At 31.1% G+C, this 23,857-nt stretch carries 27 protein-coding genes; all 27 read left to right on the plus strand.

The features are described 5' to 3' along the window. Positions 1-2 precede the first annotated feature (2 nt). The 27 genes from OS191_RS02200 (at position 3) to OS191_RS02330 (ending at position 23,764) form a co-directional block, all read left to right on the plus strand. Complete coding sequence (locus OS191_RS02200) at positions 3-1,085, plus strand: serine hydrolase domain-containing protein (RefSeq protein WP_267154072.1); 1,083 nt, start codon at positions 3-5, stop codon at positions 1,083-1,085. A gap of 25 nt (positions 1,086-1,110) precedes the next feature. Beyond that, positions 1,111-1,971 (plus strand): SDR family oxidoreductase, encoded by an 861-nt coding sequence (locus tag OS191_RS02205; RefSeq protein WP_267154073.1) that lies wholly within the window; start codon positions 1,111-1,113, stop codon positions 1,969-1,971. Between the two features lie 118 nt (positions 1,972-2,089). After that, positions 2,090-2,692 carry a hypothetical protein gene (locus OS191_RS02210; protein ID WP_267154074.1) on the plus strand — a complete coding sequence of 201 codons (603 nt, stop codon included), beginning with the start codon at positions 2,090-2,092 and terminating at the stop codon, positions 2,690-2,692. A gap of 10 nt (positions 2,693-2,702) precedes the next feature. Further along, positions 2,703-3,578, plus strand: a complete 876-nt coding sequence (locus OS191_RS02215) for an alpha/beta fold hydrolase (RefSeq protein WP_267154075.1) — start codon at positions 2,703-2,705, stop codon at positions 3,576-3,578. Positions 3,579-3,582: 4 nt separating this feature from the next. Next, positions 3,583-4,722 (plus strand): serine hydrolase domain-containing protein, encoded by a 1,140-nt coding sequence (locus OS191_RS02220; RefSeq protein WP_267154076.1) that lies wholly within the window; start codon positions 3,583-3,585, stop codon positions 4,720-4,722. A gap of 11 nt (positions 4,723-4,733) precedes the next feature. Beyond that, positions 4,734-5,984, plus strand: coding sequence for a S41 family peptidase (locus OS191_RS02225; RefSeq protein WP_267154077.1), 1,251 nt, complete (start codon positions 4,734-4,736; stop codon positions 5,982-5,984). Between the two features lie 99 nt (positions 5,985-6,083). Then, entirely contained in the window at positions 6,084-6,728 is a 645-nt protein-coding gene (locus OS191_RS02230) for a hypothetical protein (protein WP_524534356.1), read from the plus strand. A 6-nt stretch (positions 6,729-6,734) separates the two neighbouring features. Further along, the gene (locus OS191_RS02235; protein ID WP_267154079.1) at positions 6,735-7,874 is read left to right on the plus strand and encodes a helix-turn-helix domain-containing protein; all 1,140 of its coding nucleotides are present in this window, start codon (positions 6,735-6,737) and stop codon (positions 7,872-7,874) included. Between the two features lie 68 nt (positions 7,875-7,942). Further along, on the plus strand, positions 7,943-8,101 hold the full coding sequence (locus tag OS191_RS02240; protein WP_267154080.1) for a glycine zipper domain-containing protein: 159 nt from the start codon (positions 7,943-7,945) through the stop codon (positions 8,099-8,101). 2 nt (positions 8,102-8,103) lie between these two features. Continuing rightward, positions 8,104-9,582, plus strand: coding sequence for a serine hydrolase (locus OS191_RS02245; protein ID WP_267154081.1), 1,479 nt, complete (start codon positions 8,104-8,106; stop codon positions 9,580-9,582). Between the two features lie 41 nt (positions 9,583-9,623). Then, entirely contained in the window at positions 9,624-10,445 is an 822-nt protein-coding gene (locus OS191_RS02250) for a GNAT family N-acetyltransferase (RefSeq protein ID WP_267154082.1), read from the plus strand. A gap of 232 nt (positions 10,446-10,677) precedes the next feature. After that, complete coding sequence (locus OS191_RS02255) at positions 10,678-11,295, plus strand: hypothetical protein (protein ID WP_267154083.1); 618 nt, start codon at positions 10,678-10,680, stop codon at positions 11,293-11,295. Positions 11,296-11,412: 117 nt separating this feature from the next. Further along, entirely contained in the window at positions 11,413-12,099 is a 687-nt protein-coding gene (locus tag OS191_RS02260) for a DUF6624 domain-containing protein (protein ID WP_267154084.1), read from the plus strand. 14 nt (positions 12,100-12,113) lie between these two features. Further along, positions 12,114-12,737, plus strand: a complete 624-nt coding sequence (locus OS191_RS02265; RefSeq protein WP_416236352.1) for a CatB-related O-acetyltransferase — start codon at positions 12,114-12,116, stop codon at positions 12,735-12,737. 252 nt (positions 12,738-12,989) lie between these two features. Next, positions 12,990-13,451 carry a hypothetical protein gene (locus OS191_RS02270; protein WP_267154086.1) on the plus strand — a complete coding sequence of 154 codons (462 nt, stop codon included), beginning with the start codon at positions 12,990-12,992 and terminating at the stop codon, positions 13,449-13,451. Positions 13,452-13,516: 65 nt separating this feature from the next. Then, positions 13,517-14,560: an alpha/beta hydrolase gene (locus OS191_RS02275; protein ID WP_267154087.1), complete on the plus strand. Its 1,044-nt coding sequence runs from the start codon at positions 13,517-13,519 to the stop codon at positions 14,558-14,560. A 12-nt stretch (positions 14,561-14,572) separates the two neighbouring features. Next, positions 14,573-15,082: an RNA polymerase sigma factor gene (locus OS191_RS02280; protein WP_267154088.1), complete on the plus strand. Its 510-nt coding sequence runs from the start codon at positions 14,573-14,575 to the stop codon at positions 15,080-15,082. A gap of 4 nt (positions 15,083-15,086) precedes the next feature. Next, positions 15,087-15,746 (plus strand): hypothetical protein, encoded by a 660-nt coding sequence (locus OS191_RS02285; protein ID WP_267154089.1) that lies wholly within the window; start codon positions 15,087-15,089, stop codon positions 15,744-15,746. Positions 15,747-15,917: 171 nt separating this feature from the next. Continuing rightward, a complete protein-coding gene (locus tag OS191_RS02290) occupies positions 15,918-16,475 on the plus strand; it encodes a hypothetical protein (protein ID WP_267154090.1) in 558 nt (185 codons plus the stop codon). A gap of 122 nt (positions 16,476-16,597) precedes the next feature. Then, on the plus strand, positions 16,598-17,560 hold the full coding sequence (locus OS191_RS02295) for an NAD(P)-dependent alcohol dehydrogenase (RefSeq protein ID WP_267154091.1): 963 nt from the start codon (positions 16,598-16,600) through the stop codon (positions 17,558-17,560). Between the two features lie 29 nt (positions 17,561-17,589). Continuing rightward, positions 17,590-18,444 (plus strand): alpha/beta hydrolase, encoded by an 855-nt coding sequence (locus OS191_RS02300; RefSeq protein ID WP_267154092.1) that lies wholly within the window; start codon positions 17,590-17,592, stop codon positions 18,442-18,444. A gap of 347 nt (positions 18,445-18,791) precedes the next feature. Further along, positions 18,792-19,610 (plus strand): hypothetical protein, encoded by an 819-nt coding sequence (locus tag OS191_RS02305; protein ID WP_267154093.1) that lies wholly within the window; start codon positions 18,792-18,794, stop codon positions 19,608-19,610. A 779-nt stretch (positions 19,611-20,389) separates the two neighbouring features. Next, positions 20,390-21,022: an NUDIX hydrolase gene (locus OS191_RS02310; protein WP_267154094.1), complete on the plus strand. Its 633-nt coding sequence runs from the start codon at positions 20,390-20,392 to the stop codon at positions 21,020-21,022. A gap of 9 nt (positions 21,023-21,031) precedes the next feature. Further along, positions 21,032-21,424 carry an RpiB/LacA/LacB family sugar-phosphate isomerase gene (locus tag OS191_RS02315; protein WP_267154095.1) on the plus strand — a complete coding sequence of 131 codons (393 nt, stop codon included), beginning with the start codon at positions 21,032-21,034 and terminating at the stop codon, positions 21,422-21,424. Further along, a complete protein-coding gene (gene rpiA / locus OS191_RS02320) occupies positions 21,424-22,122 on the plus strand; it encodes a ribose 5-phosphate isomerase A (protein ID WP_267154096.1) in 699 nt (232 codons plus the stop codon). Before OS191_RS02315 ends, rpiA begins: the two co-directional genes overlap by 1 nt. 10 nt (positions 22,123-22,132) lie before the next feature. Then, positions 22,133-22,768, plus strand: a complete 636-nt coding sequence (locus tag OS191_RS02325; protein WP_267154097.1) for a hypothetical protein — start codon at positions 22,133-22,135, stop codon at positions 22,766-22,768. Further along, positions 22,769-23,764, plus strand: coding sequence for an NUDIX domain-containing protein (locus OS191_RS02330; protein WP_267154098.1), 996 nt, complete (start codon positions 22,769-22,771; stop codon positions 23,762-23,764). Positions 23,765-23,857 lie beyond the last annotated feature (93 nt).

A 23,857-nucleotide genomic window follows, 5' to 3' on the forward strand; every position in this document is an offset into this window, starting at 1 on the left:
ATATGACAACTTTACACAAACTTTTAGTAGCACTTATAGTATCAATTGTAGTGCTTTTTACATCATGCTCTAATAGTGACGATGATAGCAAACCACAAACTAAAGATTATACAACCGTTGAAGATCTATTAACCGACATCGATTTTCAAGGCTATGCCATTGTTACTAAAAATGGAAACGATTTAGTGCGCAAAGGTTTTGGATTAGCAAACCAAAGCACGACTATGCCGCAAGACTACAACCTTGCTTATCGCATAGGTTCGGTAAGTAAATCATTTACAGCAGGAGCTATTGTACAATTAAAGCGTGATGGTTTAATTACTAGTTTTAATCAAACTTTAGATGAATTTGATGCAGAATTTCCAAACGGGAATCAAATTACTATTGCACAGTTATTATCACATCAATCCGGTATTCCAGAGTATCAATTAATAGTTGAACAAGCAATTGAAGAAGGGATTACTTTGGAAGAAGAAGATATTTATGAAGTTATTACAGAATTGATTTTGGAAAATGGGCTCAACTTTACACCAGGTTCTTATAAACAATATTGTAATTCAAACTATCTTATTTCAGCTTTGTTAGTTGAGCAATTATCAGGAATGTCTTACCATCAGTATGTTCAGCAGAAGATTTTTAATCCATTAGGGATGACCAGTTCTTATAGAGGTACTGATGAAATTAATACGAATACACACGCACAAGGCTATTTAAACGGAAGCCCATATAGTACCTATCCCATGGTTATACCATTTGGTGCAGGCGATTTTAGTAGCACACCAAAAGATATGGAAACTTGGACGAATGCCGTTAAAACGAATTGGTTTACAGAGACTGAAAAAGCTGAAATATTTGCTCAAAATGTCCCAAGTGGCTTTGTAGATTTTGGCTTAGGTTGGTTCACTACTCAAGAAGGAGATACAACCATGTACTGGCATGGAGGTGATATTAATGGCTTTTGGTCTATGATTGGTTTTATACCAGAATATAACGCAACAATTGTCATATTAAGTAATCAGCAAGACAATACAGGTTCACAACGTAATACCATTATTCAACAATTATTTGCTCACGAATTTAATTAATAATGTCCCAATCAGTATCTAAATTATGAAACATCATAACAACATATTATTAGCAGGAGCTACAGGTTATTTAGGTAATTATATTTTAAAAGTACTAATTGAAGAAAAAAAGTACGTTCGTATTATTGTACGTAACTCTAAAAAACTTCAAAATTTTAATCAGGACAATTTAGAAATAAAACAAGCAGAAGTTACGAAACCTGAAACACTTCAAGGTGTTTGTAATGGTGTTGATACAGTAATATCTACAGTAGGTATTACCAGACAAAAAGATGGACTTACTTATATGGATGTCGATTATCAAGCCAATATGAATTTGTTAGAAGAGGCTAAGCAAGCAGGTGTAAAACAATTTATTTACGTGTCTGCCATTAATGGTGATAAGTATCGGCATCTTAAAATATTTGAAGCCAAAGAAAGGTTTGTAGATGCTTTGAAGTCATCTGGATTAGATTATACCATTGTGAGACCAAATGGATTTTTCTCAGATATGAAAGACTTTTTACAAATGGCAAAATCTGGACGCATATACTTGTTTGGAAATGGAAATCAAAAGTTTAATCCTATTCACGGTGAAGATCTTGCTGGTTTTATTTACCAATTATTAGATAAGTCAATAAAGGAAGTTGAAGTTGGAGGTCCTGATATTTTAAGCTTGAACGACATTAGTAGACTGGCATTAAACGCCTTAAATAAACCTCACAAAATAACATATTTACCAGATTGGATGAGAAAACTTACCATTTGGATACTAAGAACATGTACTGCTGTAAAAACCTATGGTCCGATTGAATTTTTTCTAACCTTAATGGCTGAAGATCATGTGGCACCAACATATGGAAATCAACACCTAAGAGACTTTTTTCTTAATGAATCTAATAGGTAATATTTTCTTAACCATTAACAGGTTCTAAATTATAATTCAAGACGATTCAATCTATAATGCTTTGCAATTTTGTACCATCAAATTAAAAAAAAATCAATAAATCAAAAAACGAACAATTATGAAATCAATCAAAAAAAACATGAAGTTAAAAATGGCAGTTATTGCATTAACATTATTAACTACAATAACATTTGCGCAAAACAATTCCACTAAAGAAACCACATTTCAACGTGAAGGGTTTTTGTTCGAAATGGGTCTTGGAGGAGGTGTTATAAGTATAGAAGATAGTGAAGATATTCAAACCTTCGATAAATCTCAAGGAGCCATTACTTTTCCTGAATTGAAGCTTGGTTATATGCTAAACGATAAGTTGGCTATTACAGCAGCAATGCCAGGAATGATATATGAATTTCAAGATAATGACAGACATTTTGGGAGTTTCATTCCTTCAGTACAATATTGGATAAAAGATCATTGGTGGATTCATGGAGGTATTGGCTTGGCTATCGATGGTCCAGCTCTGTATGATATTAATGATGATAACGACGAATGGAATTTTGGATGTGCCGTAATGGCAAGTTCAGGTTACGAAGTTTATAAAAAGAAGAACTTCGCATTAAATATTCAATCAAAAATAATTTTAGGTAGAGCGTTTCTTGATGGAGATGTAAATAGAGATGCAGTATTATTTAGTTTAGGTTTAGGATTTAGTTGGTTTTAAAAAATCTCTCATGCAATCATTCTTTTCAAATAGCGTATCAAAAAAAGATTTTATGGATCTCTACTATAAAAAACTTAATGAGCTAGATTTAGAATACGAGTTCCTGACAATTGAAACTGGTTTTGGCGATACAAATATTATAGTATTAGGAAATATTAATAGCCCACCATTAGTCTTGGTGCATGGTAACAATAGCTGTGCACCAATGGCTATTGAAAAACTAAAAGGGCTTGAGAAAAAATTTCGAATTTATGCCATTGACGTACTTGGACAGCCCAATATGAGTACTGAAGTCAGACTTAATCCAAAAACAGATGATTATGGAAAATGGATGTATGAGATTTTATCGCGACTTCAAATATATAAGACTTATTTTGTAGGAATATCGTTAGGTGGTTTTATTGGTTTAAAATCATTAATATACAGCCAAAATAGAATATCTGAAGTGTTTTTAATTCATCCTGCTGGCATTGTAAACGGTAATCGGTTTGAATTTTTTGTTAAGGCATATCTGCCATCTACATCGTTTAAAATTCGAAAAAAAACAACCTGTATTAAGCAATTCATGAAAAACACATACACCAATGAAGATGCTTTTACTTTAAAGATTTTATCAAAACTTTTTTTAACTTATAGAACAAAATGGTTTTCAATACCCTTAATGACAACGCAAGAAGCTCAAATAATAACCATGCCATTAAATATTATTGCAGCAAAAGATGATTATTTGTTTCCAGGTGAAAAGCTTTTGAATCGTGCCCAAAAACTATTTCCCTCATTAAAAAAAACTATTTTGTTAGAAAACTCTAAACATGTTCCCAGTAAAGACGATTACGACAGAATAAAAGAATTGATTTTAGAAACACTAATAACATCCAAAAAATAACCATATGAAAAAGATATTACCTTTTAGTTTGGCACTTTTTGTTTCATTTTCATGCTTTGGTCAACAAACTATGAATGATGAATTTAAACAACTATTAAAAGCTGAACTGGAAAAAGAGACGGTTAATAATGCATTCTTACACGTATATTCAAAGTCGAAAGCCATTGATGTTCAACTAGCTGAAGGCGTATTTAGCACAGGAGATACAGTAACTATTGATAATCCATTTTATGTGGCAAGTATCGGGAAAACATTTACAGCAACAGCCATAGGTATTCTAAAAGATAACAAGCAATTAGCCTTTGAAGACACCATAAGTAAATACTTGTCTAAAGATATTTTAAAGGGCTTACACGTTTTTGAAGGTGTTGATTATTCTAACAAGATTACTATTGTGCAGTTATTGCAACATACATCTGGTTTATCAGACTATTTTGAAGATAAAACTATTAATGGAAGTCCAAATATGATGGAACAACTCTTTAATGATCCAACAAAGATTTGGACACCCTTAGAGCTCATTCAATTTTATAAAAAGAATATGAAGCCCTTATTTGCTCCAGGCACTAGTTATCATTATACTGATACGGAATATGTGTTATTAGGGTTGATTATTGAGCGTGTGAGTGGTTCAAAACTTCATGAGTTTTTTAAACAGTATATTTTTCAACCACTAAAGATGAAACATACATACATGAACTTAAGATCAAACCCCATACAGGAAACAGCAAAAATGGCTGAGATATATGCTGGTGCATACAACATCTCTAGTTTTAATAGCTTAACAGCTGATTGGGCTGGAGGAGGTTTGGTTTCTACCACACAAGATTTAATAAGGTTTCAAGAAGCTTTATTTCATGGCGAGTTGGTTAAAAATGACACGTTACAAACCATGCAACAATGGACTCCAGAAACTCAAGGTATGTACTATGGTTTTGGACTTAGGAAAATAGTATTTAACGAACTACATCCAAGTTTGCCTAAACTTGAAGTTATTGGACATTCAGGTAGTACAGGCTCTTATTTATTTTACTGTCCAAGTTTGGATACATATGTGTCGGGAACATTAAATCAAACAGATGAAGTAAGACAGACCATCCTTTTGTTAAGCAACATTATGTCACTTATTTCTGAAAAACAATAAAAACAATAGGTATGAAAACAATTTTAAAATTCAAAATGACAATACTTTTTACTTTATTAGTTGCCTCATTTGGTTATGCTCAAAACGAAAATAGTATAGATTGGACAACGGATTTGGAAATTTATAAATCACAGTTAGAAAGCAAACACATCGACTTATACCATTCCATAAATAAGCAAACATTTGATAAGGAATTATCACGCATAAAGGCGCTGTCAGATTCTGTAAGTGATTTCGAGGTAATTTTAGAGTTGATGAAACTCACCAGACGTATTGGAGATGGTCATACTGCAGTATCATTGCGTCATTTGGAAACACATACGTTTCCATTTGAAGTCAAGTTTATAGAAAATGAATGGCGAGTAGTAAAAATAAGTCATGAGCATAAAGACTTATTAAAGTCGTCGTTGGTAGCTATTGATGGTGTTCCTATTGATGAGATTGCAGCTAAAGTTTCAGACGTGGCACAATTTGTTGAAAATAAACATTCGCAAGTAGTTAGAACAGGAGATTATTTAATTATTAGTGAATTATTGCACGCCTTACAAATAACTAAAAATACAAACTCAGCAGAATTTACATTTGTAGACTTAGATAATAAAAAAATTACAGTAACGCTTGAAACATTAGATAATGGTGCAGCAGAAAAGACAGCAAATTTTGTTGCTTTATCCATTGGTGTTCCCGAAATAACCAAACCAAACAGCCTTATGTTCGAATATTTATGGTATGCGCCAATAAAAGGCACAAAGGCAGTTTATATTCAATTTAATAGTTATCCAACTTTTGAAGACATGCAGATTTTTGGAGAAGAATTGGTAGGCTATATTATTGAAAATGAAATTAAACAGGTAGTAATAGATATGCGTAATAATGGAGGAGGTGATTTGTATGTTGGTGTTGTATTAGCCTATGCGCTTAATTTGGCTGATACTATAGACTGGAAGCAAGGTGTGTATGTTATGACTGATGCAGTTACATTTTCGGCAGCCACAAGTAATTCGGCACTTTTTAAACAATTATTGAATGCTAAAATTGTTGGACAGCCTACAGGATCCAATCCAACAGGCTATCAAGATATGGATCAGTTTGAGTTACCCAATTCAAAATTGGTCATTACCTATTCCAAAAGGAGGTTTGAATTATCTGAAACAGTAACACAAGGTATTCAACCAGATGAGCTTTTGTACTATAATTGGAATGATTTCTCACAAGGAAACGATAACATGCTTCAATGGGTCATTAAAGATATGAAACAATAGACCAAACACAGTTGAAAACTCCGGATGCAAGAACAGTTTTTCGCTTAAAGATTATCACAAACTTTATTTTTTTACATTTGTTACTTGCAAAGAAAGAGTTTGATAGATAAAAAATCCATAGCAGTTCTACCATTCGTCAATATGAGCAATAATATTGAAAACGAATATTTTTGCGATGGATTAACAGAAGAAATCATTAATGCTTTAGCAAAAATCAAACAACTTTCGGTTACTTCTCGTACCTCTTCATTTTACTTTAAAAACAAAACAGTAACTGCTCAAGAGATAAGAGAGAAATTAAAGGTAGCTACCTTTATTGAAGGCAGTGTAAGAGCATCAAAAAAGAAAATGCGCATTACAGTGCAAATGATTGATACTGTAGACGATTTTCATTTCTGGTCAGAAACCTTTGATAGAAACCCAGACAACATTTTCGAAATTCAAGATGAAGTAAGTCTGTTTATAGCAGAAAAATTACGTGAACATATAGGTCATATTGAGATTGAAGAAAAGCTAGTATCACCTATTGATGTGCCTGTAGCTATTTATAGGGAATATCTAAAAGGAAGGTATTATATCATGAAATTGGATTATAAAAACTCAATAAAGGGTATCAATATCTTAAAAGAAGTAATACGTAAATCGCCCAATTTTTCAAGCCCTTACCTAGATATTAATCTAGCCTATGTTCAAATGGGAACCATGGGGCTGTTGCCTGCATTTGAAGCCTACGAAAAAGCCTAGCCTTATTTGTTAAAAGGATTAGAGCTAGACCCAAACTCATCCAGGTCACAATTAAATTTGGCTTGGATAGAATGCTGGCAAAACTGGAATCTCAAGAAAGCTTACGAAAATGCTAATAAGGCGTTGGAGATACAACAAGCAGACGATATTTACTTAACCATTTCTAATTTTTTGACAGTAGAAGGAAAATTAGGAGCAGCACATAATTATCTTGACAAAGCTTTGCAGTTAGACCCTTATGCCGCAATCAACCATCATTATAAAGGGTTTTTATATTACTTACAAGAAGAATACACCACTGCCATACCGTATTTAATGAAGGCGTTGGATATAGACCCAAAGTTGCCCTTTCCACCAATTTATATAGGAATTTGTTTATTACTATCAGGCAAACCAAATGAAGCTTTGTCATATTTTGGTTCACTTGAAGGCGTTTCCGTAAGAGACCTCACCAAATTAGGAGGTGAAACCATGTGTTATGCAAAGCTCAACGAAACAGAAAAGTGCAATGAGGGATTAAAAGAATTAGAAACTTATTTAACAACAACACTGGTAGATAAGGCATTGACGTTTTTAATATTAGTAAATGCCTTGTTGGGTAATAATGAAAAGGTAATTGATTTAGTAGCGCAAGCATACAATAACCGTTTGCCGTTAGTTTTATTATTAAATCCCTCACCAATTCTGAAACCTGTAAAAAATCACAAAAGGTTTAAGAACATCATGCTAAAAGCCATTCCTAATAATGTCAATTACAAACAGAAGAAAAAGTACAAGCAAGCATTATTGGATACAATCGAAATTAAAAAGTACAGTAAAGAATTAGAAAAGATTATGATGGATTATAAATTGTACTTAAATTCTGATTTGTCACTAAAGGATTTAGCATCTTACTTAGAACTTCCTACTAATTACGTTTCTCAATTATTAAACCTAGGCTTTCAAAAAAACTTCTCTGAATATGTGAATACATTTAGAGTTAAGGAATTTAAAGAACGCATCCTTTTAGAGGAAAACAAAGGCTTAACCATTATGGCAGTTGCTTATGATAGTGGTTTTAATTCTAAAACCGTTTTCAACACATTCTTTAAAAAAATTGAAGGTATGACACCAAATGCCTTCATCAAAAGCACTTTAAAGAATTAGTTCCGATTTCATAATTAGAACATTCAGAAAGGCATTCAATAATACTTTTGTAGTCTAAAGTGTAGAACATGAAAACTAAAAAAAGTAAAAAAGGAGTTAAATTAGGCATAGGAATTATACTAGGCACTATTATAGGGTATGCAACCTCAAATATGCAATTATGGTTTGTATTGGGTATTGCTATTGGTGCTGCGTTAGAATATGGCTCAAATAAAAAACAATCATAAAAATGAAATCATCTATTAAAACAGTATTTTTTGCATTTATCACGCTTTCAACGTTAAATGCTTTTTCTCAAAACAGCAATAAAGTGCTCTTCAACAAAATTGACTCGTATTTGAAGGCAAGCGAAACAAATGGCTTTTCTGGAGTTGTTTTGGTTTCAAAAAAAGGAGAGGTAGTTTTGTCTAAAGGCTATGGATGGGCAGATAGGAACAATAAAATCCCAAACACACCAGCAACCGTTTTTAATATTGGTTCTGTAACCAAACAATTTACAGCATCGGCTATTTTAAAATTGGTGGAACAAGGAAAAATAAAAACATCCGATAAAATCAGTTCATATTTTAATCAGACACCTAGTGATAAGAGTGATATAACCGTTCATCAATTATTGACACATACCTCTGGAATTTCTAATAGAACAGGCGGTTTTAGATATCATGAAGCAAGTAAAGAACAGTTTTTAAACGAATTTTTTGAGTCCACATTGCATTCTAAACCTGGCACAACCTACCAATATGCCAATGCCAACTATATTATGCTCACTGCTATATTAGAATTGGTTTCAGGGCAAACCTATAATGCTTTTCTACAGGAAAATCTATTTGAGCCTGCTCAAATGAAAAGTACAGGATATAAAAGCATCAATTTTAATACAGAACGACTGGCACATGGCTATTACTATAACAGAGATGATGAAAAGTGGACAGATTGGGGAACAACCCAACAACACTTGCCTTACAATAATAATCATTGGTATAGTATAGGTAAAGGTGACATACATGCTACCATTGAAGATTTATATAAGTGGCATGTTGCTTTAAAAAACAATGTTGTTTTAGCATCCAAAACTAGAGAAATTCAAGAAACGGCATACGTAGCTGAAAATGATAACATGACATCGTATTATGGTTATGGTTGGGCCATATCTAAAAGTGATAGAGGCACCAAAATCGTTGCTCATAACGGTAGTAATGGCTTGTACTTTGCAGACTTTGTGAGGTTTATAGACGACGATGTCGTGGTCATATACATCACAAATGCGTTTTTAGGACCTGAATCTGAAAACGTGGCTAGAGAAATTGGTAAAATGATTTTTGATACAAATTATAAGGCGCCACCAATTTCCAGAAATATTTATGAATTGATTCTTGAATTTATGAGAACCAATCCATCTGCAAATGCAGACAAACTACCAATTTATTTAAATAAAGAACTTAAAGATGAATTTAACGATCCTGCCATACTAAATAGACTAGGGTATAGTAGATTGAAAAAAGAAGACCAACCTGATTGGGCATTAGCACTGTTTAAATTGAATGTAAAATTATTCCCTGAAGACGGTAATTTATGGGACTCATTGGGCGAGGCTTACTTAACATACAACCAAAAAGAAGATGCGATAAAAAGTTATTCAAAAGCTGTTGAGTTTGGTAGTGAAGGCTCAAAGGAAACATTACAAGAATTGTTGAAAGAAGACGAATAATTCAGTTAGTTAGAATTTAAGAGCAAATAACATATAAAGTTTTGATAATAAAAAAATTAGAGAATATATCATTTGAAATAATCGCAGATTGCTTTTTAAAATCTTTTGAGAATTACTACGTCAAAATTCCAACTGACAAAAATTACTATAAAGAGAGGTGGAAAATAGCAAAAGTTGATTATGCGCTTTCTTACGGAATGTTTGATGGAGGTAAATTAGTTGGGTTTATTATTAATGCAATCGATACACGAAACGGAGAGAAGATAGCATTTAATACGGGTACAGGTGTACTTCCAGAATACAGAGGAAAACGAATTGTTAAATCTATATACGATTTTGCTATACCAAATTTAAAAACAAATGGTGTTACAAAATGTTCATTAGAAGTTATCATTGAAAATAGTAAAGCCGTAAAAACATACCAGAGTATTGGATTTAATATTTGTAAAACATTTAAGTGTTTCAGTGGCGAAATTAAATTAAACGCAAATGAAAAAATGCAGTTGAATGAAGCCGACTATGATACTTTTGATTGGGAAAAATTACCTAATCAACATCTATATTCTTGGGATTTTAGTTTAGAAGTCATTAAAAACGGAAATTACAAATACTATCAATTAATAAATGACAATTTGGTTGAATCGTATTTTATCATAAACCCTAGTAATGCGTATTTAGCACAATTTGAGATTCTAATAGAAAGTGCTGGGTGCTGGGAAAGATTATTCAAAGGAATAAAGGAAGTTTCAAACTCAATAAAAATCATAAACGTTGATACGAGATTAAACAAAAAAATAGATTTCATCAATTCAATAGGATTAGCGAATACTGTTAATCAATATGAAATGGAAATGAATATATAAACTAAACTAAAGGCTACATAAGCTCCGCATTATCCCTCTATAGCATGATATGGTCTTATAATGAGACTTTTCAGTTTAGTAAAGAATCACAAAGTAAATTCAGAATTTAATAAACAATCAACAAGTCATCTTTCTAAAACAACAGTTCGGTTATTTAATTTCATAATCGTCCTGCATTTACAAGAAATTTGCACCTCAATTAAAAAAATCATTAATCAAAAATCAAACAATTATGACATCAATTAAAATGAAAACAATCAAAAAACAAATCGTATTAAAAATGGCTTGTGTAGCCTTGGCGTTATCATCTAGTATAACATACGCACAAAACAAAAATTCAGAAACAACAACACAAAGAGAGGGCTTTATCGTAGAATTTGTAGTAGGAGGGGGTATTATCAGTGTAGAAGATAGTGCTGGTATACAAACCTTCGACGAAGCTCAAGGTGCATTTGTTTTTCCAGATTTAAAGTTAGGCTATATGTTAAATGAAAAGCTCGCCATTACAGTCTCTATGCCAGGAATGATATACGAATTTCAGGATAACGACAGACACTTCGGAGGGTTTGTTCCAGGACTTCAATATTGGGTAAAAGATCGCTGGTGGGTTCATGGTGGAATCGGTTTAGCAATAGATTCGCCAGCACTATATGATATTGAAGACCATGTAAACGACGATTGGAACTTTGGTTGTGTAGTTAAGGCAAGTAGTGGGTACGAAATTTATAAGAAGAAAAACTTTGCACTTAATCTTCAGGCTAATGTCCTTCTTGGTCGTGCGTTTTTAGATGGCGATGCACACAGAGATGCAGTAACCTGTAATATAGGATTTGGCTTTAGCTGGTTATAAGCAATAAAGACAATAATGTATTCCAAAAATCATCATGAAATTAAGTAGCTAAATAGCATCCTATGAATTCTATGTATTTTAGGATGCTATAAGCGAAGAGTTATAAAAATTTTATAAATGAAATATATTTTAGTATCCTGTTTAGTATTGTTGCTTAATTGCTCAAATAAGGCCAATTCAAAAAAACTATCATCAACTTTAGGTAAAGAAGAAAGTCTTATTCAAGTACTTGATACAATCTGGACAACCGAACAAACCCCAATTAGATTAAGAGACTCATTAATGGCTATTCATGGTGTAGACTCGGAGTTAGTTAAAGAGCAGCAAGCTATTATAGAAAGAAACCACGCAATTAATGAGAAAAAAGTGAAAGACATTTTAGATCATTACGGATGGCCAACGAAAGAAATGGCTGGAGAGCAAGGAAATTGGACTATATGTAATGTCATTCAACATGCAGATAATGATGTTAGAATACAATATCTTCCCATGATGAGGCAAGCTGTAAAGGATAAAAAACTAGAACCTCGATTTTTGGTAAGAGCTGAAGATAGAATTGCTACCGAAAGAGGAGATTTACAAATCTATGGCGGACAGATGAAATACTACCCAGAAACCAAGAGCTTTAATGTATGGCCAATTTACGATCCAGTTAATTTAGATAAAAGAAGAACTGAAATTGGATTGGATTCAATTGCTGTATTCCTTAATAATAGATTTGATTTTGAATGGAATCTCGAAGAGCAATTAAAACGAACAAAAGAATTTGAGTTAGCAAAGCAAAAGATAAATAGTACAGATTAAAAATATAATACCTTATGACCGGACCAGATAAAAACATAAAATTCCCACTGGAGCATTACGACAAACTATGTTTTTTGAAAAACATAATTAAAAATCCAAATATCATTGTTGGAGATTATACCTATTATGATGATTTTGAAAATGTAGAGAACTTTGAGAAAAATGTGAAATACCATTTTGACTTTGTGGGCGACAAATTAATCATTGGAAAATTCTGTATGATTGCTTCTAACGTTAAATTCATAATGAACGGAGCAAATCATTTAACAGACGCCATGTCAACATATCCCTTTGCGGTTTTTGGTAATGGCTGGGAACATGCCATGGAAGGAAAAACATATCCACAAAAAGGAAACATTAATATTGGTAACGATGTTTGGATAGGCTATAACGCAACAATTATGGCTGGTGTAACTATTGGAGATGGAGCAATTATTGCTACAAACGCAACGGTAACTAAAGATGTTGCCCCTTATACCATTGTTGGTGGAAATCCTGCCAAGGAAATTAGAAAACGATTTTCAGAAGAAGTCATTACAAAACTTTTAGAGCTTCAATGGTGGCATTGGGATATCGAAAAAATCACTAAGAATGTAAAGAACTTAACTGACAATAAAATTGAGAAATTTATAGAATAATTGAATTTGGTCAGATTATTTAAGTAGAACTTTAAACTCCAACAATCCAACTTCTTTTGAAAGAAATAAATACAAACAATTGAACAAATAGAAACAAAAAAGAAATCAAAATTGGTTGTCATTCCTAGATTTCTTTCATAACATTATTCTCCCTCTGAAAACAACTAAAAAAACAAAAAACTGAATAAAAATCTTTAAAAGTGTGATTTTTCAAAAAATTTGCGAATAATAAGTAAACTAACCTATTATAATATGGCAACTAGAAAAATTATCGGAATTGTGTTTTCAGTTATAGCAATTCTATTTAGTACAATCTTCGTAATACATTCAGATTTAAATATTGATTTAAAAGAATATTTTGATTTTTCTTTTAAAAGTTATTTCAGTTTATCCTATTTTAATCAAATTTTACCACTAATCATCTGCTTAATTCTTTTGTACGGAGGTATATTGTTAATAATAAAACCTACTAAATCAAATCCTATTTTAGCCTTATTCGGATTCACAGTACTTGAAGGAATTGTGTTCAGTTGGTTTGGTATAATGTCTATTGATTTTCCAACTTATATTGTCGCAATATTTTTTTCTAGTGCACTATTTGCTCTATGGATTGCTTATTCTGACAATATCAATCAAAAACGCTTATCCTTAAAAAATGGTATTTCTAGTTTAATTATGGGAACTATAATTAATGCTTTTTCTTATTATTTATAATTTTTTTCTAAAAAAGTGTGATTTTTTATCCTGTACTGCGAATAATATATAAAACAGTCAAAATAATGAAAACGCATTTCTTTAAAATTATTTTAGTTGCACTTTGTATAACAATGAATACTGCTACAGCACAAAATGAAGCAAAGCAATTTGAGAAAGTTCAAAATGAAATTATAAACCTTATCAACTTACCTAATCCAACGTTTAGTCCAGATATAGTTCCTAAACCGATGACGCCTGAAGCAATTGCTGACTTAGGGTTTGAACAGACGTATAAAAACATTTCACAGAAGTTTACTATGAGAGATGGAAAACAACTATTTTCTTATGTATATAAAAGTGAAAGTAATACAACGATTATTTTACTTCACGGAATCCTTTCCAGTTCTTATTTAATGAACCAAACAGCTGGATTATTAAAAGAAGCAACGAATAGTGAAGTTGTAGCTTTGGATTTTAGAGGTCACGGCCAGTCAGATGGAAAACCTGGAGATGTAGATTATATCAATCAATATGCGGATGATTTAGAAGATGTTATTTCGGAGATTAAAAATGAAAAACCGAATCAAAAAATAATTCTTGCAGGACACTCAATGGGTGGAGGAATAATTTTACGATATGCTATGAAAGAGAATACTCCTAAAGTTGACGGATACCTTTTATTTGCTCCTTATTTGGGTGTAAACTCTCCAACTGTAAAAACAACAAATTCAGTTGAAGAACAAGCCTTTATAAAATTGCATATGAATAGAATTATTGGTTTAAAAATGATGAACGCTATTGGAGACACAACACACAATAACCTTCCAGTATTGTTTTTTAATCTTCCAGAATCGATGCCTATTACAAAGTATAGTTATAGCGCAAACGAAAGTATGTCTCCATTAGATTATAAAAAAGGCTTAAGCGCCATAGACAAACCATTACTCGTGGTAGTTGGAAGTGAAGACGAGGCTTTTGATGCCTATAAGTTTACTTCAGCTGTTACAGAAAATAGTACTGGTGAAGTGTATATTGTTGAAAATGAAACCCATAATGGAGTTCGTCATAACAAGAAAGCCATGGAAGTAATTTCACTTTGGACAAAAAATCATAAATTACAATGGTGAAATCACTTACAAATGATGGCAAACAAGAAAGAACAATTCATAAAAACTTTAGATGAGCATAAAAAAATCATTTATAAAATTGTGAATTCTTACTGCCAAAATAAAGAAGATAGAAAAGATTTAGAACAAGAAATTATTATCCAATTATGGAAATCGTTTGATAAGTATGACAGCAATTATAAGTACTCCACTTGGATGTATCGAATTGCCTTAAACGTTGCGATTTCATTTTATAGAAAAGAAAAAAAGTGGTCTGTTAAAAATGACTTTTACAATGAAGAATCTATTTTCAAAATAGAAGAAGATACTAGTGAAGAGCAAACTGAACTAAATTATCATCTAAAATTATTACAAGAATTCATTCATAATTTAAACGAACTAAATAAAGCACTAATGCTATTGTATTTAGAAGAGAAAAGTTATGAGGAAATTTCAGAAGTGCTCGGTATTTCTAAAACTAATGTCGCCACAAAAATTAGTAGAATTAAATTAAAATTAAAAAAAGAATTTCAAAATATATAGCATTATGGAAGCAAGAGAATTAAATAAAATATTAGCAGCTTACGATACTAAACTAGACAAAAAATTAAGTTTGAATGTAGCCTCTTTTAAAAGTATCAATTTAGACAAATCAGAAAAGAGAACACAAAGTATTCTTAAGTACAGAATTATAGAAATTGTTGTTTTTTCTTTATTAGCACTGTTTATGGGAAATTATATTGCAAGTAATTGGACACAACCACATTTAGCGATAAGTGGAATTATTGTTGGTGTTTTTACTCTAATTGCATTAGCTGGCAGTATAGGACAGGTAACCTTATTAAAACAAATTGACTTTGCAAAACCAATAGTTGATATAAGAAAAAAGATAGAATTAGTAAATACTCACGGATTGTTATTTGTGAAATTAATGTTTTTATCCACCCCAATATGGTGGGCTTATGTGGTGGTTGCAAGCGACTCTTTATTCAACATTGATTTATATGCTAATATGGATGTCGATTTTGTGCTAAAATACCTTATGGTTAATGCCTTATTAATTATCCCGTTAGTTTGGTTTTTATATAAATTAACTTATAAAAACCTACATATTACATGGGTAAGAAAAACTATAGGATTATTTGTTGGAACAAAAACCATGAAAGCTTTAGAATTTTTAAAGGATATTAAAGAGTTTGAAAGTTAAACATCTTTTATAGAAAAAACGAACAGCTAACAATGTATATGAAAAATAGACATAATAGTACTAAAACCAAGTCTTTTGGTTCTTGTCGAAGCTTGTGCTAAACTGTAAGCCTTGCGCTTTGAAATCACCTCCTTTACATACACTAACCCGTTGGCACTAATTTGAAAATCAATGAATCGATTCATTAGAACCCTAGAGAAATATACTTCCGGGAAAAAAGTATTAGGTCTTTTTATACTGACCAATGTTGTTTACTTATTTATGATATTAGTAACCATTCCAAAAACAATGGAATTCTCTAACGGAATGAAGTTGTTGGATATGTTGCCTACAGGATATAATCTGGACTATGTAAATAAATTATTCAGGACGCTTGGTGAAAATGGACGTGAAACCTATTTAACTAACCAAATTCCTGTGGATATGATTTATCCGCTACTTTTTGGACTGACCTATTCTCTGCTTTTGGCATATTTTTTGAAAAAATTAAACAAACTCAAATCCCCTTTTATCTATCTTTTACTTTTACCAATAATTGCGGGAATCTCGGATTATCTGGAAAATATCGGGATTATCATAATGTTGAACAGTTATCCAGACTTGACAGAGGCTACAGTTAATGCAACCAATACTTTTTCAGTTATAAAAAGCACTTCAACCAGTATGTTTTTTATTGCATTGATAACAATGTTAATAATGCTTGGAATTAATCTTGTAAAGAAGAAATAAAACAAACAGACGAATTTAATTAAGGAAAATAGAATAACTAATATTCTATAAATAGGTTCTAATTTTCAAACACGAACCTTTATGTTTGAAATATACTGCAATTTTGCTATAAATATTTAGTTATGAAAACAGCAATTTATACAAAATACGGTTCACCAGAAGTTATTCAGGTTGTTGATACCGCAAAACCATTACCAAAACCTAACGAGGTTTTAGTAAAAATTAAAGCATCATCTGCAACAATAGCAGATACCATGATGCGTCAAGGAGTACCGAAATTTGGAAGGTTATTTTTAGGTGTATTTAAACCCAAAAACACAGCTTTAGGAACTGGCTTTTCAGGAGTTGTAGAGGCTAAAGGTTCACAAATCACAAAATTTAAAGTAGGTGATGAAGTTTTTGGAGAAAAACTATTTAGTAATGGTTGTAATGCTGAATATATATGTATAGCAGAAGATATGGTAATTGAAAAAAAACCAACTACTATTTCTCATCAAGAAGCCGCAACTATTAGCGATGGATTTTTAACATCCTATAGTTTTTTAAAGGATATAGGAAATTTAAAAAAGGGACAACACATTCTTATTAATGGTGCATCTGGTAGCTTAGGATCGGCAGCAGTTCAAATAGCCAAGCAAATGGGAGCATTTGTCACAGGTGTTTGTAGTACTTCCAATATCGATTTAGTAAAATCATTAGGAGTGGAGGATGTTATAGATTATAAAAAGAATGATTTTACAGAAATGGGGAATACTTATGATATTATTTACGATACCGTAGGCAAATCATCTTATAAAAAAAGCAAAAAAGTATTAAATCATAACGGACTTTTTATGTCACCAGTGTTAAGTTGCGAACTTTTATGGTGTACAATGCTTTCGCCAAAAAAAGTAAAATTTTCTGCAACGGGTATGAGAAAGCAAAAAGACTTAAAATACTTATTTAACGAGCTGCTTTCACTTTTTAAGGAAGACAGACTGCAGGCAATTATTGATAGAACGTATCCATTAGATCAAATTATAGAAGCTCACAACTATCTTGAAAGTGGAAATAAATATGGTAACATAGCAATCATTAATTCTTAGTATATCATCAATCAAAAACAAACAGTTTTATGTTATTTAAATCACAAGAAGGAAAATCAGCAATGCTAAAGCTCTACAATCAAAAGCTAGAAGATCTATGTATCGATTATTCCGAAAAATTAGTAAAAACCAAATTTGGTGCTACCAATGTTATTGTAACTGGGAATTTTGAGCTGCCACCATTGCTACTTATTCATGGTACTGCAGGTTGTGCCCCTTTAATGCTAGAGTCCTTTTCAGAACTATCCAAACATTATTGTATTTATGCTGTAGATGTATTGGCACAGCCTAATAAAAGCGACGAAAATAGGCTAGACACGAAAACGTTAGACTATGGAGAATGGTTATTAGAAGTCATTATAAAATTAAGATTAAAAGAGGTAACTTTAGTAGGCTTTTCCTTCGGTGGGTTAATTAGCCTAAAGGCGCTTGAATTTAGTGAAATACCAATAAAAGAAGTCTTCCTAATAGCACCAGTTTATATCGTAAACGGAAACCCATTGCTTGGCTTATTTAAGATGTTCCTGCCCTTAAAAAAATTTATAAAGACTAATAACCAGCACGATATTAAAAAAGTAATGAACGCACTTTTTTCAGAATACAATGATTTTGCATTAGAATTCATGTCATCAACTTTTAAGCATTGCAATATGGATTTTTCGCCTTTACCTATAATATCAAAAATAAATGCTCAAGATATAGAAACCCCAATTACAATTTTCGCAGCAGAAAACGATTTGATGTTTCCAGGTAAAAAAATGATAAAACGAGCAAAAAGAGTTTTTCCAACTTTAAAGGAAGTGTTTTTACTTAAAGGTTCTAAGCATGTTCCAACTAATAAAGAGTTTGATAAAATAGAAGAGGAGATAATAAATAGCATATAAGTTTTGTTAAACAATTAATTACTATTTCATAGAGTTAAGCAAAAATAGGATTTCGATGTTAACCTTAGCCTCATAAAATTTTAGTTCATAATTTTCTATTATTTCTAAAAGTTATTCATGAATCTCCTTCGTCGATTTGGGTAAAACACGTGATATATTAAATAATCAAGTGGATGATTTAATATAATGGCGAGATGATGCGGCTGTAATGAGCGACCATATTTTAGGCTATACAAATGCAATGACCCTGTGCTAATAATTATAAATACAACAATTTAATAAAACCATATTCTTAAACATTTCAATAAACATCAACACCAACCTATCCATTTATTTCTTATCTTAGAATGAGACAAACATCTAAGTGTCAAATGCCTAAGCAAAAAGGAATCATAAAAATACATGGTAAATTAAACGGTAAAAGTTATTACCCCCTTAACGGTGTCTATATTTCCCGTATGGCTAATGGCCCTTCCAAAGAGCGCATTCAAACAGACCCAGCCTTCGCCCATTTAAAAGCAAAAAACCAGGAGTTTGGCATGGCGTCTAGATTATCAAAAGCCATAAGAACAGGTGTTTTAGAAACAGTAAAAGAGTTTCAAGATTCCAAAATGGCAAGTCGCTTAACGGGGGCCTGTTATCAAATCATCCAAGAGGGGAGAGGACACATTGGAAAAAGAGAAGCCAAGCTGCAAAACAATCCACAAGCGCTTATTGGCTTCCAACTCAACCAAAAACAGACGCTTAATCAAATATATGCTGCAACTCCGGTAGTTACAAGCCATAAAAACAGACGGTTAATCACCATAAGCATTCCAAAAAGTACAGAAAACCACCTGATAAAGCGTCCAAAATCAGCCACACATTTTCAGCTTACGGCAGCCCTGTCTATGGTATCTAATTACACATGCCGTTCAGACCAGAAAGCATACAGACCAGTGGCTCCAAAACAAAATGCCGTAGGCATCACTCAAAAAACAGAGCCTTTATTATGTAAAATAGCCCATACAAATCTTCAAATCCAACTCAAAACCCCGGTAAAAAGAGAGGTTTCTACTAATGTCTCACTTCTGGTTTGGTTCGGAATTCAGTTCCTTAAACAAGAAGGCCACACATATGTTAGCTATAAAAACATGCGGGTTATGCAGGCCATCCACCTGCTTTAAAGCTAGTAACTACGGACTTCATAAAGGGTTCCCTCGTAGATACTTTATAGGTACTCCGGGGTTACTTCGGGGTTTAGCCATATAATCATTAGGTATAAGTCTAGTAAAGTTGAAATTATGGACATAACAAGTTTAAAACCTCCAAAGACTAATGTATTATCAAAATGTTTGTATAAGGATGCGTCTATAAATCAAACAAGATTTCAAACGCAAATAAATCCCTCAAATGAATTTCCATGCATGGGTATTCAGAATATTTAAATTATCCGTAGTCTCGAAATCCAGGATCTATAGAACTTCATAAACACCAACATAAAATCCTTAAAGATTTTATAAATGGTATAACTGATCTGACTATAACAAATTTATAAATTAGAGGCCACACTAATCCCATGGATATATTAGCCGTAATTGCTTTTAACATAATGATTGACGATATAGACCTAAATGATTAATTATGAATAATACTTATAATTATTATTTGTTTTAATATTGAATCATCCACTGGATAATCCAATATTAAAAGTGTACTATAATGTTCTGCGTTATGTAACTTGAGCTTTGGTAAAAGCGAAGGTTTTTACTACAATTTCTTGAAAAAATTTATATCTAAAAAGTTTCTTCTACAATGTTAATGGAACACTTTTTATGCGACGACGTAGGAGGGAAGCGTAATATGTGTGGAATGGATTAAAAAGAATGAATAATAAATTCACTAATTTCAGGTACAACTACAGAGTATTTTTTAACTTTACACATTAAATTAATAAATTAAATTAATGAGTGAAAAAATTGATGTTTTTGATACTGATATGAACTATCTCGATTCTGTCAGTCGTGATTTAGCTCATAAATATGGATTATGGCATAAGACTGTACATTGCTGGGTTGTTTCAGAAAAATTAAATTCAATATTAATTCAAAAAAGAGGTTCAAATGTAAGTTTTCCTGATTTTTTAGATATTAGTGCTGCTGGTCATTTAAAAGTAAAAGAAACTTCCGAAGAAGGATTAAGGGAAATAAATGAAGAATTAGGTTTCAATTATGAAAAAGAAGATTTATATTTCTTAGGTTCAAGAATTGAAATGACAAATTATAATAAAATGAGAAATAGAGAATTTCAATATATATACTTACTGAAAAAGAATTTATCTCTTGATACAATAAGCCCTGACAAAAATGAAGTTAGTGGTCTTATGTGGTTAAATACAGATGTTGGTATAAAATTATTTAACAATGAAATTGATAATGTTAATCTAAAGCTACATAAGTACGAAAAAAATAAAAAAAATGAGACAATTGATTTTTTAATAAATAAAGAATCATTTGTTCCTAGAAACTTAAATTACTATAAAAATATTTTAATAATGGCACAAAGGTTAATTTCTAAAGACTTCCCTTTAAGTGTATAAAATTCAATTATGAAACAAATTGGTATTATTTCTGATAATAAAAGCTTTTTTAAAAAATCCTTGATAATAAAGGAACTTTCAGAAAATTATTTGGATTGCATTGTAGACCTTGGTACTTATGATGATGTTACAGAAGTAGATTTTGAATCATTGGGGAATAAAGCAGCTAACTTTATAAATTCTAGTGAAAACAATTATTGCCTAACCCTTGATTTATCTGGTAATGGAATTTCTATGTTTGCAAATAAGCATAAGAATATTAATGGTGAAGTTATTTTTAATGAAGAAGTATTAGATGAAGCTTTTAGAAGTGAAATAAGGTTATTTTGCTTTACATCAACTTTACATACTGAGAATTTAATTGCTATATTCCATAAATTAATAACAAAAATTCTTGCTTAATGAAATGGAAAAATAGTATAGGTGATAGTTTCGATTGGGGACTTGAAATAACTAATAAAGAACAAAAGGAAATTGTTGCTCAAAAAATAGCTGGTTTTGTAAAGAACAACCAAACCATTGGTATAGGATCGGGATCAACAGTTTTTCTTTCATTAACTCATATTGCAAAAAAAGTAAAATCTGAAAACTTAAATATTAAAGTTATACCTACTTCTTTTGAAATAGAACTAGCTTGTTCATCATTAGGTTTATCATTAACCACTTTAAAACAGGATAAACCAGATTGGTATTTCGATGGAGCAGATGAAGTAGATCCTAATAATAATCTTATTAAAGGTCGTGGTGGAGCAATGTTTAGAGAAAAATTATTACTAGTATCGAGCAATAAAAATTACATTATTGTAGATGAAACAAAAATGGTTGATAACTTAGGCACAAACTTTAAAGTTCCAATTGAAATATATCCTGATTCTATAAATTATGTTAGGAATTGTTTGATAGAGATGAATGCAATTAAAATAGATTTAAGAATTGCTCAAAAAAAGGATGGTCCAGTAATTACTGAAAACGGAAATTTCATCTTAGATGTTGATTTTGAATTTATTAAAGGGAATTTGGAAAAAGAAATTAAAAATATCGTTGGGGTAGTTGAATCTGGTTTATTTCAAAATTATGAGCTAACAATAATTAAACCTTAAAATTAATTTTATGGCAGAAGATACAAACGAATTAGAAGAGAATATACCTTCTGAAGTTTATAGTTTTCCAAATGATGTAAAAGACAACCTTGTAGGTGTATTACAAAGTGAATATAGTAGTTTAAAAGCTGAACAGACAACAAGAATTGCAATACGAGAGAATACATATTTAACAAATTTTTTAGCAATTGGAGCTATATTATCAGTTGCTTTTTCAAGTGATCCAATTGAATATTCATTTTTTTTATTAATTCCGGTAATTTCAACTTGTATATATTGGGTTTATTTGAATAACGATTTAATGATATCTAAGCTTCAATTATTTTTTGAGCAAGAATTTCCCTTAAAAGTTTTAAATACATTGAATTCTTCTGATGAAAATTACAATTACAAAATTGAGGATGTCTTGGATAAAATCAGTACATGGGAATTATTCCATAGAAATGAAGATAAGTTTAGAAGTTTGAGAAAGTTTATGAATACTTTATTTTTAGTCATCGGTTTTGTTGGTATAAATATATCTGCTATTCTGCTAACTTTTTCTTTAGCTATTAAAGGCAATAATTTGTTTTTAGGTATTTGGATATTTGATTTAATACTGACTTTAGTTGTTATTATTTCTTTATTATACACAAAAGACTGGTAAATGATATTTATAATTGGAGGTCCTTCTGGAGTTGGAAAAAGTTTTCTATGTAAAAATGTAGTTAAGAATTTTTCTGATTTTTATCTTCCCAGAAAACATACGACAAGATCACAAAGACCTAATGAGGACGAAAGTGAGTATTATTTTGTTGATGATTCCGAATTTTTCAAATTAAAAGATGATAATCAATTTTTAGTTAATACTAATATATATGATAATTGGTATGGATTATTAAATACAGAATTAGAGGAAGCTATTGATGATAAGAGAAATGCAATATTTATATTAGATGTCTTTTTGGCTCAAAAATTCAAAAATATTTTTCCGAAATCTATTTTGATTTTTGTACAACCTGCAAATTATAAAGATTTAATTAATCATTTAAAAAAAAGGGAAATTGACTATAAGGAGGATGTTAAGGATAGAATAAAACTGATAAATAATGAATTGGAACAAAAAGAAAAATTTGACTATGTAATTCCTTTTTACAATAGTGAAATGTCTTTTGAGTTATTGAAAGGTATAATAACTGAAAAGTATTGTAGAGTTAAAACTTTTAATGACCAAATAGAATTCAAACTAAATTCTTTATTTAAAATTTATCCCAAAGTCGCAGTAGATATAGTTGTAATAAATGAAAAGAAGGAAGTGCTTTTAATAGATAGATGGAAAAAGCCATTTGGTTTTGCTCTTCCTGGAGGTTTTGTTGAGTATGGAGAATCTGTTGAAGAAGCAGCAATTAGAGAATTAATTGAAGAAACTTCAATTGCAACCAGTAAATTATTGTTTTTAGGTGTTTATTCAAAACCTAATAGAGATCCTCGAACGCAAGTCGTTTCTATTGCTTTTAAATATTTTGTAAATTCTGAATCTGTAAAAATAAAAGATGGAGGAGATGCTAAAAAAGTATTTTGGAAGCATTTATCAGATTTAAGTAATCTTAAATTAGTTTTTGATCATTACGATATAGTTAAAGATGCCATAAAAACAATTTAATTCATTCAGCCTTTAAAACATTTTTTATTTTATAAAGGACTAAAATAAAAATAAAACTGCAATTTTATTAAACTGCAATTAGAAAAGTTTCTT

This window comes from Xanthomarina sp. F2636L, assembly GCF_026410195.1.
Taxonomy (GTDB): domain Bacteria; phylum Bacteroidota; class Bacteroidia; order Flavobacteriales; family Flavobacteriaceae; genus Xanthomarina.

Excerpts from the sequence above, each read along its gene's own strand:
- OS191_RS02200 (WP_267154072.1), top strand. The coding sequence starts at position 3 with ATGACAACTTTACACAAACTTTTAGTAGCACTTATAGTATCAATTGTA.
- OS191_RS02205 (WP_267154073.1), top strand. The coding sequence starts at position 1,111 with ATGAAACATCATAACAACATATTATTAGCAGGAGCTACAGGTTATTTA.
- OS191_RS02210 (WP_267154074.1), top strand. The coding sequence starts at position 2,090 with ATGAAATCAATCAAAAAAAACATGAAGTTAAAAATGGCAGTTATTGCA.
- OS191_RS02215 (WP_267154075.1), top strand. The coding sequence starts at position 2,703 with ATGCAATCATTCTTTTCAAATAGCGTATCAAAAAAAGATTTTATGGAT.
- OS191_RS02220 (WP_267154076.1), top strand. The coding sequence starts at position 3,583 with ATGAAAAAGATATTACCTTTTAGTTTGGCACTTTTTGTTTCATTTTCA.
- OS191_RS02225 (WP_267154077.1), top strand. The coding sequence starts at position 4,734 with ATGAAAACAATTTTAAAATTCAAAATGACAATACTTTTTACTTTATTA.
- OS191_RS02240 (WP_267154080.1), top strand. The coding sequence starts at position 7,943 with ATGAAAACTAAAAAAAGTAAAAAAGGAGTTAAATTAGGCATAGGAATT.
- OS191_RS02245 (WP_267154081.1), top strand. The coding sequence starts at position 8,104 with ATGAAATCATCTATTAAAACAGTATTTTTTGCATTTATCACGCTTTCA.
- OS191_RS02255 (WP_267154083.1), top strand. The coding sequence starts at position 10,678 with ATGACATCAATTAAAATGAAAACAATCAAAAAACAAATCGTATTAAAA.
- OS191_RS02260 (WP_267154084.1), top strand. The coding sequence starts at position 11,413 with ATGAAATATATTTTAGTATCCTGTTTAGTATTGTTGCTTAATTGCTCA.
- OS191_RS02265 (WP_416236352.1), top strand. The coding sequence starts at position 12,114 with ATGACCGGACCAGATAAAAACATAAAATTCCCACTGGAGCATTACGAC.
- OS191_RS02270 (WP_267154086.1), top strand. The coding sequence starts at position 12,990 with ATGGCAACTAGAAAAATTATCGGAATTGTGTTTTCAGTTATAGCAATT.
- OS191_RS02275 (WP_267154087.1), top strand. The coding sequence starts at position 13,517 with ATGAAAACGCATTTCTTTAAAATTATTTTAGTTGCACTTTGTATAACA.
- OS191_RS02280 (WP_267154088.1), top strand. The coding sequence starts at position 14,573 with ATGATGGCAAACAAGAAAGAACAATTCATAAAAACTTTAGATGAGCAT.
- OS191_RS02285 (WP_267154089.1), top strand. The coding sequence starts at position 15,087 with ATGGAAGCAAGAGAATTAAATAAAATATTAGCAGCTTACGATACTAAA.
- OS191_RS02290 (WP_267154090.1), top strand. The coding sequence starts at position 15,918 with ATGAATCGATTCATTAGAACCCTAGAGAAATATACTTCCGGGAAAAAA.
- OS191_RS02295 (WP_267154091.1), top strand. The coding sequence starts at position 16,598 with ATGAAAACAGCAATTTATACAAAATACGGTTCACCAGAAGTTATTCAG.
- OS191_RS02300 (WP_267154092.1), top strand. The coding sequence starts at position 17,590 with ATGTTATTTAAATCACAAGAAGGAAAATCAGCAATGCTAAAGCTCTAC.
- OS191_RS02305 (WP_267154093.1), top strand. The coding sequence starts at position 18,792 with ATGAGACAAACATCTAAGTGTCAAATGCCTAAGCAAAAAGGAATCATA.
- OS191_RS02310 (WP_267154094.1), top strand. The coding sequence starts at position 20,390 with ATGAGTGAAAAAATTGATGTTTTTGATACTGATATGAACTATCTCGAT.
- OS191_RS02315 (WP_267154095.1), top strand. The coding sequence starts at position 21,032 with ATGAAACAAATTGGTATTATTTCTGATAATAAAAGCTTTTTTAAAAAA.
- rpiA (WP_267154096.1), top strand. The coding sequence starts at position 21,424 with ATGAAATGGAAAAATAGTATAGGTGATAGTTTCGATTGGGGACTTGAA.
- OS191_RS02325 (WP_267154097.1), top strand. The coding sequence starts at position 22,133 with ATGGCAGAAGATACAAACGAATTAGAAGAGAATATACCTTCTGAAGTT.
- OS191_RS02330 (WP_267154098.1), top strand. The coding sequence starts at position 22,769 with ATGATATTTATAATTGGAGGTCCTTCTGGAGTTGGAAAAAGTTTTCTA.